The 13,862-nt window shown below is 62.4% G+C and carries 9 protein-coding genes; all 9 read right to left on the bottom strand.

Annotated features, from left to right (window positions below):
- Nucleotides 1-44 precede the first annotated feature (44 nt).
- Nucleotides 45-2,399: a glycoside hydrolase family 127 protein gene (locus V6M89_RS04250; RefSeq protein WP_332852005.1), complete on the bottom strand. Its 2,355-nt coding sequence runs from the start codon at nt 2,397-2,399 to the stop codon at nt 45-47.
- Nucleotides 2,396-3,406 (bottom strand): arabinan endo-1,5-alpha-L-arabinosidase, encoded by a 1,011-nt coding sequence (locus V6M89_RS04255; RefSeq protein ID WP_332852006.1) that lies wholly within the window; start codon nt 3,404-3,406, stop codon nt 2,396-2,398. The genes V6M89_RS04250 and V6M89_RS04255 overlap by 4 nt, the downstream gene beginning before the upstream one ends.
- Nucleotide 3,407: 1 nt before the next feature.
- Entirely contained in the window at nt 3,408-4,970 is a 1,563-nt protein-coding gene (locus V6M89_RS04260) for a glycoside hydrolase family 43 protein (RefSeq protein ID WP_332852007.1), read from the bottom strand.
- 4 nt (nt 4,971-4,974) lie between these two features.
- The gene (locus V6M89_RS04265; protein ID WP_332852008.1) at nt 4,975-6,522 is read right to left on the bottom strand and encodes an alpha-N-arabinofuranosidase; all 1,548 of its coding nucleotides are present in this window, start codon (nt 6,520-6,522) and stop codon (nt 4,975-4,977) included.
- 13 nt (nt 6,523-6,535) lie between these two features.
- Nucleotides 6,536-8,458 (bottom strand): glycoside hydrolase family 97 protein, encoded by a 1,923-nt coding sequence (locus V6M89_RS04270; RefSeq protein WP_332852009.1) that lies wholly within the window; start codon nt 8,456-8,458, stop codon nt 6,536-6,538.
- A 146-nt stretch (nt 8,459-8,604) separates the two neighbouring features.
- Complete coding sequence (locus V6M89_RS04275; RefSeq protein WP_332852010.1) at nt 8,605-9,372, bottom strand: SDR family NAD(P)-dependent oxidoreductase; 768 nt, start codon at nt 9,370-9,372, stop codon at nt 8,605-8,607.
- 20 nt (nt 9,373-9,392) lie between these two features.
- The gene (locus tag V6M89_RS04280) at nt 9,393-10,961 is read right to left on the bottom strand and encodes an aldehyde dehydrogenase (NADP(+)) (protein WP_332852011.1); all 1,569 of its coding nucleotides are present in this window, start codon (nt 10,959-10,961) and stop codon (nt 9,393-9,395) included.
- Entirely contained in the window at nt 10,958-11,950 is a 993-nt protein-coding gene (gene araD1, locus V6M89_RS04285; RefSeq protein ID WP_332852012.1) for an AraD1 family protein, read from the bottom strand. Before araD1 ends, V6M89_RS04280 begins: the two co-directional genes overlap by 4 nt.
- 115 nt (nt 11,951-12,065) lie before the next feature.
- On the bottom strand, nt 12,066-13,808 hold the full coding sequence (locus V6M89_RS04290; RefSeq protein WP_332852013.1) for an IlvD/Edd family dehydratase: 1,743 nt from the start codon (nt 13,806-13,808) through the stop codon (nt 12,066-12,068).
- Nucleotides 13,809-13,862: the final 54 nt, after the last annotated feature.

Here is a 13,862-nt window from a genome sequence, read left to right on the forward strand (position 1 = left end):
TCTATCCAATGACATTTTCTGGCAGTTTGATACCAATTTTGATATCAGCGTAGCAGCCGCAAACCATACAAACCGCCGGCCATCGAGCCCTTGCGGGCGACGAACTTGACCACCACTTTGCCGCCAACCGCCATGGCGGGCGGGATGGCGTAGTCCCTGGTGTAGATCTCCTGCGGCGCGGTGGCGTCCAGGACCACCTCCGCCAGCAGTTGGCCGTTGACGAGGATATCGAAGCGGCGGCCGGCGTCCAGCGTCGAATAAGTCAGCCGGAGTGTCTTCGCTTCGCCCTTCCTGTCGGTCAGCTCGTAGCTGAACCAGCCGCTCGCGTGCCGCCAGTGCAGGCCTTTGTTGATGCCGGCGTCGGCACCCTCGCCTTTGAAGAAATGATCGGATTCCGGCTGCTGTTCGCCCGGCGCCACCTGGTCGATGGTCAGCGCGTCCAGCGCCAGGCGCGCCGCCTCGTCCTGCGCGACCTTGGACTGCATGGACGCCAGGTTGGCCGGCGTCGAATACGGCCAATAGACCACGTAGCGCGAGTCGTGCAGGCGGAAGAACGGAATGAAGGTCACGCTGCCGACATTCTTGCCCTGCACCAGACCAGGCGCCGTGAACGTCAGCGGCTTGCCCGGCACCGGCTTGAAGCGGTCCATGAAGGCCTTGGTGTCGCTGACCAGCATGGGCGCGGATTCGAGCGGACAGACCTGGCCCTGCGCCACATGGCCCATGCGCGAGTCGTCGGCGAGGAAGTTCAGCTTCTCGCCGGCGAAGGGGTTGGTCTTCGCCGCCAGCACGATGGGGCCGTGCAGCACGGCGTAGTAGTTGGACTTGTCCGGCATCTGCTCCAGATGGGTTTTCATCGGCAGCAGGATCTCGACCTTGTCGCCATCCCGCCATACACGGCGCAGGCTGACGTAACGGTCCGTCCCCGCGTCGGCCGCCACCGGCTTGCCATTGACCGTGATGCGCAAAGCCCCACGCGCCACCCACTCGGGATAACGGATCTTCATCGTGAACGCCTTGCTGCCCTTGACCATGATGGTGCTACGGTCTTCGTCCGGGAAGCGATTGGCCTGCGTGATGGTCACGCCCTGATCGCGCCAGTTCAGCGTCGAGGGGATGAAGAGGTTCACGTACAGCTGGTCGCCGCGATGCGCGTAGATGAATTCTCCGTACTTGGCGTGACTCTCGATGCCGGAGCCTACGCAGCACCACATGGCCTTGTCCACCTGCGAGTAGACGCGATAGTGATTGGGCCGCATCGGCGTGAAGTAGACGAAGCCGCCGCTGTCCGGCCGCTGCGAGGACAGGATATGGTTGTACAGCGCGCGTTCGTAGTAGTCGCTGTAGCTGCCTTTGGCGTCGCCGAGGAACAGCAGCTCAGTGAGCTTGAGCATATTGTAGGTGTTACAGGTCTCCGGGCCTTCGACTTCATCGACCATCGAAGAGTAGTCCTTATCGTCGTGGAAGTGCTCTTTGACGCTGTTGCCGCCGATGGCGACGGTGCGGTGATCGTGCACGGTCTGCCAGAAGAATTGCGCGGCCTGCTGCCAGTCGCGGCGGCCGGTGATGTCGCCGATGCGCTTGAAGCCTATCACCTTGGGAATCTGTGTATTCGCGTGCAGGCCGGTGAGCTGGTCCTTGCCCTCTTCCAGCGGCCGCAGGATGGCCTGATGGGAGAAGCGGATCGCCAGGTCCATGTATTTTTTCTGCCCCGTCATCTGCGCGACGTCGGCCAGCACTTCATTCATGCCGCCGTGCTCACTACGCAGCATGGACTGCATCTGCTCTTCGCTCAGGTGTGAGGTCAGTTCCAGCGCCCAGTCGGACATAGCGACCAACATCGCGCGGGCGTCTGCATTGCCGGCGTAGGTGTAGGCGTCGCGCAGGCCCGCATACACCTTGTGCAGGTTGTACCACGGGACCCACTTGCCGTTGACGGAGAAATTGTCGGCATGGAGTTCGCCCTTGGCGATGGCTTGCCATGCGGCGCTGCCGTCCGGGATGCCGCCGATGTAGCCATTGCCGTTGCGTTCCTGGCAGCGCTTGAGCTCCGCCACGAAATAGTTCAGGCGGCGGAGAACTTCGTCGTCGCCGGTGGACGCGTACATCAGCGCCAGCGCGGAAAGATAGTGGCCGCCGAGGTGGCCGTCCAGGCCGGACGATTCCCAGTTGCCGTAGCTGGGCTGCTTCAGCGGCAGGCCGGCTTCGCGCAGGAATGGCGCCAGCAGGCGGTCTGGCTCCATCTCAAGCAGGTAATGCAGGTCCGTCCGCTGGGCTTCCAGGAAGGGACTGTCGCCAAGACGCACGTCGGCCAGCGGGAACAGCTGTAACGGAGCCGCCGCAGCCGATGCACACAGCATCGCGGCGGTGATCAACACCGCCTTCAGTACTCTCTTCATGGCGATGGAAGCTGGTTGCTGCGGTACCGGTTCAGGTCCGCCTGGTCCACCACCGGCCAGCCGCTGGCATCCCACTTCATCTCCATGATCTTCAGCTTTTGCAGGTAGTTATCCGCCGTCTCGTAGGCGTGCAGCACCAGGTAGTCCTTGCCGTCGATGGTATAGGCGCTGTTGTGGCCCAGGCCTTTCCAGTCCTTGTCGCCGGCGATAACGGTGGAGCCGCCGCCCTTCTGCATGTCTACGCCATTCTTGTCCACATAAGGACCAGTAACCTCCCTGGACCGGCCGACAACGACGTGGTAAGTGCTATCGCCCTTGCGGCAGCAAAGCCCGAACGACGCGAACAGATAGTAGTAATCGCCCTTCTTGTAGACAAACGGCGCCTCGATTTCATCCGGCCCCGCCGACTTCTCCGCCACCGACGGCCCGCGCGAACGGCTGGCGATCGCATGCCATTCCTGCGGCTCCGCGAGTCCAGTCCAATCCGCATTCAACTTGACCAGTTTCAGGCCACTCCAGAAGGAACCGAACGCCATCCACGCACCGCCCTTGCCATCTTCAACGATGTTCGGGTCGATAGCGTTCCAGTCGTCGCGCAGCGGCACGGATTGCAGCACCATGCCCTTGTCTTCCCAGCGATAGTCCGGCGAGCGGGGATTGAGCGTCTTGTTGACCGTGACGCCGATACCCGAAGTGTTCTTGCCGAAGCCCGAAACGGAATAGTACAAATAGTATTGTCCGTTATGGAAGTGCACATCCGGCGCCCAGATATGGCCGTCGAAGGTCGGTGCGGCGCGCTTGGCCCACACCGGCTGGTCCTTGAAGATGCGGCCTTCCGGCGTCCAGTCCTTCATGTTCCTGGAGCTGTAGAAGGTGATACCCGGCCCGGTACTGAACACGTACCAGGTATCGCCCTCCTTCGCCATCACCGGATCATGGACGCTGACTTCCTTGGCTGTACAAGCCGACAGCGCCAACAGGCCCAATACAAATATCGCTGACTTCATCCTAACTCCCTGTGCGCGCGCCCCAGATCGACACGCCATCCACCGACTGCGCGGTCCACGTCACCACGAAGGCGCTGGCATTGGTATTCCATTGGCGCGACAGCACGCCGTTGAAGGTACCGGTGGCGCCCAGCGAAATCGTGATCTTGTTGGCGCCATTATGCTTCCAAGTGCCGGTGGCGGCGCCGGAAACCGTGCCGTCGGCCGCCAGCTTGATATTCTGCGAGGCCTTGATCGCCGCCGTGATGTCCTTGCCGTGATTGATCATCTTGTACTTGCCGGCGGCATCGGCAGCGGTCACCTCGGCCGACAGCGCCGTCGAGTTCTTGCTGAGCGGCGCATAGCGGAACGGCGACACGACGATCCAGCCATCTTCGTTGATGAACATCTCGTGCACGCGGATCTGATGGAACTCACCGGTGCCGGGGAAACGCGTGTGAAACACCAGGAAGTACTGGCCGGTCGCCGCTTCATAATATGCGGAGTTGTGGCCTGCCGATACGTAGCCCAGCGGCGTGCCGGTCTCGCCGTCAGCCAGCGCGAACTGGTGGTTGCCCATGATCTTCTGGCCGAACGGTGCGATGCTGGCGTCGTCGAACAAGGGCAGCGCGGGATTGGACTTGACGTTGGCCATGTCGTTGCCCTTGGCGTCCAGGTAAGGGCCGTCCGGGTTCAGCGAGCGCGCCACGCGCATGTTGTAGGCGCCGTTGGCATCCAATCCACCGAAGGACGTGAACAGGTAGTAGTACTTCGACTGCGGGCTGTACATCACGTACGCGCCCTCAATGCGACTGTGGTTCCCGCCCATCAGGTGCTTGCCATAGCCTTGGCCCGGCTTTTGCAAACCAGTGGCAGGATCCATCGCCAGGATGAAGATGCCGCCGGAGTAAGAGCCGTAGATCATCCACAGCTTGCCGTCCTTGTCGAAGAAGGTGTTCGGGTCGACCACGTTGGGCATTGTCAGTGCATCGTAGACCTTGACACCATCCTCGCTGATCTGGCCCCACATGCCGGATTTGAGCATGATCTGCTTGTTGATGTATGGGCCTTCGATCTTGTCCGCCACGGCCACGCCCAGCGCCGAACGGGGCGAGTCGCCCTTGCAGGCGTTGTAGTAGAAGTAGAACTTGCCGTCGCCGAGTTTGACCACATCCGGCGCCCACAGGTCCGTCACCTGCGCCCAGGTGAAGGTGTCCGCCAGCGCGGTGACGACGTTGTTGAACAACGGATTGGCAGCGTTGACGCCGTCCGCGATCTTGGTCCAGTTCATCAGGTCCGTCGATTTGGCGGCGGCCAGATGCGAACCGAATACGTAGTACGTACCATCCACCTTGATCACCGCCGGGTCGTGTACCGATGCATCGCCAAACGTGATGGTGGTCGGCGACGGCGACGGCGTTGGAGTCGGAGTCGGAGTTGGCGTTGGTGTAGGCGTTGGTGCGGGCGTCGGCACCGGTGCGACCGGACTGCCACTCCCCCCTCCACCGCCGCAACCGGCCAGCAGCAATGCTACGCCGCCGGCGATGGCCTTGCGGCGCGAGACCGAGATGTCGTGTTCACTCATGTTCTCACTCCACCGCGACAACGACAACCGCCTTGGCCGGAATCTTCACCGTCAGCTTGCCATCGACTGCGGTAGCGCTGTACGGCGCCGGCTTGATCGTCTGTGGCGCCTGGAAGGTGTTATGCGCATCCATCGCGGTGGCGGTCAGCACGCGCCCTTTGACCGACTTGATCGTCTGCCCCGGCACATTGATCGCCACATCCGCAGCCTGCCCCGGATTGGTATTGACCAGCGCCAGATACAGCTTGCCATCGGTGCCACGCGCAGCCGATGCGCTGATTTCAGGGACGCTGGCGCCATCCAGAGCATATTGCGGATTGTTCGACAACGTCAGCGGCAACGAGGTCGCGCCCTGGAATGGCACGTACATCTCGAAGGCGTGATAGGTCGGCGTCAGCACCATCTTGTCCTTGTCGGTGATGATCATCGATTGCAGCACGTTGACCATCTGCGCGATATTGGTCATGCGCACGCGGTCTGCATGGGCATGGAAGATGTTGAAGTTAAGCGCTGCAACAACCGCATCGCGCAGGGTGTTCTGCTGAAACAGGAAGCCGGCGTTGGTGCCCTTCTCCACGTCGTACCAGGTGCCCCACTCATCGACGAACAGGCCTAGTTTTTTCTCCGGGTCGTTCTTGTCCATCGCGGCGGAGTTCTTGCGGATGTGGTCTTCCATGCGCAGCGTATTGGTCAGCGTGGACATCCACTCCTTCTCAGGGAAGCCGGTGGCGGCGCCCTTCACTTCCCATTTTCCGGTCGGGATGGTGTAGTAGTGGAAGCTGATGCCGTCGGTCTGGCGCTTCAGCTGCTTGCTCAGTACTTCGGACCAGGTCAGGTCGTTGTCGTTGCCGCCGCTGGCGATCATCTTCGGACGGTATTGCTGCGGCGCGCGCAGGAAGGTCTCGACGTTCTTGTACAGGTCCGAGTAGTGCTCCGGCGTCATATTGCCGCCGCAGCCCCATGCCTCGTTACCGATCGCGAAATAGGCGACCTTGAACGGTTTCTCATGGCCGTTCTTGCGACGCAGATTGGCCAGCGTGGATTGGCTGTCGGAGGTCATGTACTCGACCCACTCCGACATCTCCTGCGCGCTGCCGGTACCGAGATTGCCGTTGACATAGGCATCGGCGCCCAGCAGGTCGACCAGGTCGAAGAACTCGTGCGTGCCGACGGCGTTGGATTCCGCCACGCCGCCCCAGTTGGTATTGACCTTGACCGGGCGCTTCTCGCGCGGGCCCAGGCCATCCTTCCAGTGATATTCATCGGCGAAGCAGCCACCCGGCCAGCGCACCAGCGGCACGTGCATGGCTTTCAAGGCGCCGACAACGTCGTTGCGCCAGCCTTTGGTGTTCGGGATCTTCGATTTAGGACCGACCCACATGCCTTCGTAGATGCCGGTGCCCAGATGCTCGGCGAACTGGCCGTAGATGTCCTTGTTGATGACGGCGCCGGGTTTGCCGGCGTCGATGGTCAGGCCGATGGCATCGGCGGCGTATGCACCACCGGAAGCGAGCAGGCAAAGGGAAAGTACGCCTTGTTTGATGTAGTTCATTTTGATCTCCTGTTTATAGTTTTATGACAAAGCCGCCGTGCGGCTTGATCGTTACAGCTACTTTTTTGCCTGATGCGACGTTGCGCTGGCTGAAATCGCGTTCGGCGCTGCCGTCGCCAATGATGACGCCCTGCCTGGCGCCGACGAAGGACAGGTCCAGCGTCAACGCCTTGTCCGCATTGGTGGCGTTGATGCCGGCGATGTACCAGGTATTGCCGGAGCGGCGCGCGATGACGGCGTATTGGCCTGGATAACCGTCGACAAGGCGGCTGTCATCCCAACTGCGCGGCAGCTCCTGCAAGAAGGATTTGACGTAGGCCGGCACGGTGGCCATGCCTTCCGGGATCTCGGCGAAGTGCTGGATGCCGGAGATATAGAGCACCGACGTGGCCAGCTCGAAGCCATTGCTGGAACTGCGCTTGATCTTGGGAATATCGCCGAACACCATCGGCGTGAAGTCCATCGGATCGAACAGGTTGCGGGCGAACGGCAGCATGGCCGCGTGGGTCGGCATCTTGTCCTCGTCGGCCTGCTCGAAAGTCGTGAACTCCATGCCGCGTACGGCCTCCATCGTCATCAGGTTCGGCCAAGTCCGGGTCCAGCCGCGCGGCAGCGTGGCGCCGTGGAAGTTGACCAGCAGGCCGGCATCGGCAGCGTCGCGCAGGATGGCGACGTAGTAGGCGATCATCGATTGCGCGTCGCCGTTGAAGAAGTCGATCTTCACGCCTTTGACGCCCATGTCGTGCAGGCGCTTGAACTCGGCCACGCGCTGTTCATGGGTCAGCAGCTGGCTTTTAGGTGAGTATTCGGTGGAGTTCCATGGACCGGACGAGTTGTACCACAGCAGAATGCCGACCTGTTTCGTCGCAGCGTAGTCGACCAGTTCCTTGATCTTGTCGTAGCCGATCTTGCGATCCCAGTCGGCATCGATCAGGGTGTAATCCCAATGCATGTCGGCGGCGTAGTCGATGAACTTCTTCTGCACATCGTAGACCGTGGCGTCGTCCTTCATCAAGGCCCAGCTCCACGAAGCGTGGCCTGGCTTGACCAGCTGCTTGTCGAAGGCGATGGCCGGCGCGGCCAGGTCGGTGCCCAGCGTGGAGTTGGTCACGGTCTTCAGGGAACCCAGCGCCAGCAGGCGCCAGGGCGATGTCAGTGTGCCATCGACTTCCGCCAGCAGGCCACCGCCCGGATAGATTTCGGCGGCCATCGGATTGCCGATGCTGTATTTTCCGCCTGCGGATTCCGGAGCCAGGCGCGATGCCTGGAAGCTGCCGTCCATGCCGGCCTCGGAGATCGCCACCCAGTTATCGCCGCTCTTGAACAGCGCCGGGAACACCCAGCCTGCCGGCGACGGCGATGCGGTGCCGACCGGGATGTCCATCTGATAGTGCTCTTCGTAGGATGGATTGGTTCTGCCCCACCCGGTTTGTGCCACGGCGATCGGTTGCAGCCAGGCCTTGGCCGCAGGCGGCAAGGCGAAGGTGGTGCGCTCCTGGATCAGCTTTTTGTGCCGCAGCGTAGGCTCGGCGACAATGTAGCGGAAGGCCACGCCATCGTTCGACACGCGAAACACGATGTCCATCGCCTGCTGCTGCGCGTTGTGCACGGTGTAGGTCTGCTCGTTGGCGCGATAGCTGATGCTGCTCTTTTTACCGACAGCCATCTGGTACTGGTCGCTGACGGCGCGGGCCTTGGAGGTGGCCGTCAATGTCAAGGCGGTCGCCAAGTCTGCGCCCTGCAATTGCAGGCCTAGCTGGGAAGCCAGCAGCACCGGCTTGCCATCGCGAGAAATCGAATACGCCAAGCCACCACTAGCAGTCGGTTGCAGCTTGACGCTGATGTGATGATCGGGACTGGTCAGTACTGGCGGCGCAGCGGCCGCCGTCATTGCACTGGCGGTGAGCGCCAGCGCGGAGAAACATGTCTTTGCCATGTTCTTGCCTTTTTTATGGTTATGTATCCCCACCGCCTCATAGGACGGTTGTCTCCGGGGCCAAAATCCGGGGTCAGGTCCCCCATTTGTTCATGAGCTCGTACGTAGGCACGAGCTCATGAATAAATGGGGGACCTGACCCCGGGTTATACCCAGCCTGCGTCGACGATGAACTCCTGGGCGGTGCACATCGCGCCGTCTTCGGCGGCGAGGAACAGCACCATCGATGCCACGTGCTGCGGCAGCAGCTTGGTCGGCATGCACTGGTTGCGTTTGATGTCCTGCTCGCCTGCGTCGTCCAGCCACAGGTCGATCTGGCGCTGCGTCATCACCCAACCCGGCGTGACGGTGTTGACGCGAATACCATGCGCGCCGAACTCGCGCGCCAGCCCGCGCGTCAGGCCGTGCACCGCCGCTTTGGAGGTGGCATACACCGCATAGCCCGCGTTCTTGACGTGCCACGAAATCGAGCCGACGTTGATGATCGAGCCGGAGCCCTTCTTCTTCATGCCTTCCAAAACCGCCTGGCAGGTGAAGAACATCGGGCGCTGGTTGATGGCGATGCGCTCGTTCCAGTAATCCACCGTCACCTCGGCCGTTTCATGACGCTGGTCGTTGGCGGCGTTGTTGACGAGGATGTCGAAATCGCCGACGTTGGCCGCCATCTCGGACATGGTGGCTTGCAGCGCCGGGATATCGGTGATGTCGCACTGACGGAACAAGGGTTCAGGATAGCCAGCCTCCTTCACCCTGCGTATCAAGGCAAGGCTGGCGTCGCGCGCGATGTCGACGAACGCCACCTGCGCGCCCTGCTCGGCGAAGGAAATCACCATCGCCTCGCCGATCCCTGTGCCACCACCCGTAATGAATACACGCTTGTCGCGCAAGCTGCCAAATTTGGCCAATTGGGTCATACAGTCTCCGTTATCTTTTTTCAGCCGCGCGTCAGTTCGCCCTCGCGGCGGCGCCAGGTTGCGGCGCCGTTGTCGCGCAATACCTCAGGCAGCAAGGCTTGCGACAGGTTCTGGTACGACACCGGACGCAGGAAACGCACGATGGCGCCCGTACCTACGGACGTGCTGCGGCCATCGGAGGTCGACGGGAACGGACCACCGTGCACCATCGCACTGCACACTTCCACGCCGGTCGGGAATCCATTGGCCAGGATGCGGCCAGCTTTGCGCTCCAGTACCGGCAGCAGTGCATGCGCCAGATCCAGATCGCCATCGTCCAGTTGCAGGGTGGCGGTCAGTTGGCCTTCCAGGCTTTCGGCGATTTGATGCAGCTCGGCGATGTCCTTGCAGGCGACCAGCAACGAAGCCGGGCCAAATACCTCTTCCGACAACGCATGCTGCGACAGGAAGGCCGCGCCACTGGCGACGAACAGCGCCGGGGCGCCCTTGCCTTCCGATTGCGGCGCCAGCGCCAGCGTCTTCACGTCTGCATGCTCCGCCAGTTGCGTGATCCCGCGCTGGAAGCTACCGGCGATACCCGGCGACAGCATCGCGCATGCGGCGCCACCGGCCAGCGCTTGCGCGGCGGCGTTGGCAAAGCGGTCCAGGTCAGGGCCGCCGACACCGATCACCAATCCCGGATTGGTGCACATCTGCCCCACGCCCAGCACCAGCGAGCCAGCGAAACCTGCGGCGATTTCCTCTGCGCGCGCAGCCAGTGCGCGCGGCATCAGGAACACCGGATTAATCGAACTCATTTCCGCATACACGGGGATCGGTACCGGACGCGCGGCTGCAACAGCCATCAACGCAACGCCACCGCTGCGCGAGCCGGTGAAACCGACCGCCTTGATCGCAGGATGACGCACAAGCTCCTGACCAATGCCGTTGCCGCTGCCGGTCAGCAGCGAGAATACGCCGGCAGGCAGGCCGCAAAGCTCCACCGCCTTGACCACGGCGCGGCCCACCAGCTCGGACGTTCCGGGATGCGCAGAGTGCGCCTTCAACACCACCGGGCAGCCGGCCGCCAGGGCCGACGCGGTGTCGCCACCAGCGACAGAAAAAGCCAACGGGAAGTTACTGGCCGCGAAGACCGCCACCGGACCGAGACCGATCATGCGCATCCGCAGGTCGGGACGCGGCGGCGCCCGTTCCGGCAGCGCCTTGTCGATGCGGACGTCGTTCCACGAGCCTTCGCGCAGCAGGTTGGCAAACAGTTTCAACTGGCCGACGGTGCGGCCACGCTCGCCTTCGATGCGAGGGCGCGGCAGGCCGCTTTCGGCCATCACGCGCTCCACCAGCACATCGCCCAGCGCCATGATCTGCTCCCCGATGGTTTCGAGGAAGACCGCGCGTTTCTCGTCGCTCAGCGCGCGGAAGGTGTCGAACGCGGCGTCGGCCAAACAGCAAGCCTGGTCGATCTGCGCGAAATCGACAGCATGGAACTCAGGCTCCATCGGCTGTTGCAGCGATGGGTTGAAGCCGCGGATCGCACCGCCCGTGCCTTTGACGCCAACGCCGCCTATCAGTGCTTCACCGGTAATGATCATAATGCTTTCACTTTCGCGACTTCGGTTTTGTACACGGTCAGCTTGTTGCGCAGGGCCGGGCCGAATTGCGGTGCTTCGATTTCAAAGGTCTCGCCGGGTTTGACGACGATGTTGTCGGCCACGCTCAGCGTCGCCGTGCCGAAAAAGTGAATGTGCACATCGCCCGGACGCTTGAACAGCGGGTACTTGAAGTGGTGGTGCTCCAGGTTGCCGATGGTGTGCGACATATTCTGCTCGCCGCTGAAGAAAGCCTTCTGCCAGCGGACTTTGCCTTCAACGTCGTAGATGCGCGAGGTGCCTTCGATATGCGCCGGCGCTTCGCCAACCAGCAGCGCCGGGCCCAGGCCGCAAGCGCGCAGCTTGGAGTGCGCGAGGTACAGGTAGTTCTGGCGCTCGGTCACGTGGTCCGAGAACTCGTTGCCGATGGCGTAGCCGACGCGGTAAGGCTGGCCGTCGTCACCGATCACGTACAGGCCCGCCACTTCAGGCTCTTCGCCGCCATCCAGCGCGAAGTCCGGCATGCTCAGGGCTTGGCCGCTGGCGGCGACGATGGAGCCGTCACCCTTGTAGAACCATTCCGGCTGCACGCCGGCTTCGCCCTCGGCAGGCTTGCCACCTTCAACACCCAGGCGGAACATCTTCATGGAATCGCTCAGGGATTCGACGTCGCCGCCGATTTTCTTGTGCATAGCGTCGCGGGTATCGGCGCTGCCCAGGTGGGTCAGGCCGGTGCCGGTGACATAGCAATGGGCGTCGTCGCTGTGGTCCAGCGGCGGCAGCAGGCGGCCCGCCGCGGCGACGGCGTCGAACGCCAGCAAGGAGGCGCCGGCGGACTTCACCGCCAGGTCGGCCAGGCCGATCGACTGGCGTATCGCGGCCTGCGCCAGCGCGTAGGTGGTGTCGTAGCCTTCGATGACGCGGATGGTGTTCTGTTCCAGCACGCCGATCTGGCGCGCGCCTTGTTCGTTCTTGAATTGTACGAGTAGCATAAAATCTCCTTTGCGCCCCCGTCATTCCCGCGCAGGCGGGAATCCATACTGAGCACGCCATCAGGCGTTCTATGGATTCCCGCTTTCGCGGGAATGACAGCGGTCGTAGTGTTGGTTAATGCGAGTGGCGCGGCACGGCCGATCCGCGGTTCCCGACCAGGAAGTCGAAATCGCAGCCTTCGTCGGCTTGCAGCACGTGGTCGATGTACAGCTTCTGGTAGCCGGTCTTGGGACCCGGCGCCGAGCCGGCGACGCGCACGGCCTGGCGTTCCGCCATCTCCGCATCCGATATCTCCAGGTTCAGCAAGCCGCCTGCGCAATCGAGCGTGATCCAGTCGCCATCCTTGACGATGCCCAGCGGGCCGCCGGCCATCGCTTCCGGCGCCACGTGCAGCACCACGGTGCCGTAGGCGGTGCCGCTCATGCGCGCATCCGAGATACGGACCATGTCCTTGACGCCGGCCGCCAGCAGTTTCGGCGGCAGGCCCATATTCCCTACTTCGGCCATGCCCGGATAACCTTTCGGGCCGCAGTTCTTCATCACCAGCACCGAGCTGGCATCGACTTCCAGCTCAGGGTCGACGATGCGGCTCTTGTAATGTTCAAAGTCCTCGAACACCACGGCGCGGCCGCGATGCTGCATCAGTTCCGGCGTGGCGGCCGATGGTTTCAGCACGGCGCCGCGCGGCGCCAGGTTACCGCGCAGGATGCAGATGCCGCCATCCTTCAGCAGCGGCTTGTCCAGTGGGCGTATCACTTCGTCGTCGTAGATAGGCGCATCCTTGCAGTTGTCCCACAGCGACTTGCCGTTGACGGTCAGCGCGCTAGGATGCGGCACCAGGTCGCCCTCGCCCATGCGGCGGATCGCGCCCGGCAGGCCGCCGGCGTAGTAGAACTCTTCCATCAGGAAGCGGCCCGAAGGCAGCAGGTCGACGATGGTCGGCGTGCCACGGCCGACGCGGGTCCAGTCCTCCAGCTCCAGGTCGACGCCGATGCGGCCGGCGATGGCTTTCAGGTGGATCACGGCGTTGGTCGAACCACCGATGGCGGCGTTGACGCGGATCGCGTTCTCGAAGTTCTCGCGCTTGAGGATCTTCGACAACGTCAGGCCTTCCTTCACCATCTCGACGGCGCGAATGCCCGACATATGCGCCAGGATGTAGCGGCGCGAATCGACGGCGGGAATGGCGGCGTTGTGCGGCAGCGTGGTGCCCAGCGCCTCGGCCATGCAGGCCATCGTGGACGCGGTGCCCATGGTGTTGCAGGTGCCTGCGGAACGGGAGTGGCCCGATTCCGCCGACATGAATTCGTGCATGGTGATTTCGCCGGCCTTGACCTGCTCGTGCAGCTGCCATACGGCGGTGCCGGAGCCGATGTTCTTGCCGTTCAGCTTACCGTTCAGCATAGGGCCGCCGCTGACGACGATAGTTGGAATGTCGACCGATGCGGCGCCCATCAACAGCGCCGGCGTGGTCTTGTCGCAGCCGACCAGCAGTACCACGCCGTCCATCGGATTGCCGCGGATCGATTCTTCGACGTCCATGCTGGCCAGGTTACGGGTCAACATGGCGGTTGGACGCAGGTTCGATTCGCCGTTGGAGAACACCGGGAATTCAACCGGGAAGCCGCCCGCTTCGAGAATGCCGCGCTTGACGTGCTCCGCCAGTTTGCGGAAGTGGGCATTGCAAGGGGTCAGTTCCGACCACGTGTTGCAGATGCCGATGATAGGTTTGCCCTGGAATTCATGATCAGGAATGCCCTGATTCTTCATCCAGCTGCGATACATGAAACCGTTTTTGTCTTGGGTACCAAACCACTCGGCGGAGCGCAGCTTCACCTTTTTGTCGTTATCGGACATGCATATCTCCTCAGTATGTTCTTGTACGGGAGCGTGCTTGTCATGCCCCCGCAT

Origin of the sequence: Duganella sp. S19_KUP01_CR8 (assembly GCF_036688705.1) — a bacterium.
In the GTDB taxonomy this organism is placed as follows: domain Bacteria; phylum Pseudomonadota; class Gammaproteobacteria; order Burkholderiales; family Burkholderiaceae_D; genus Rugamonas.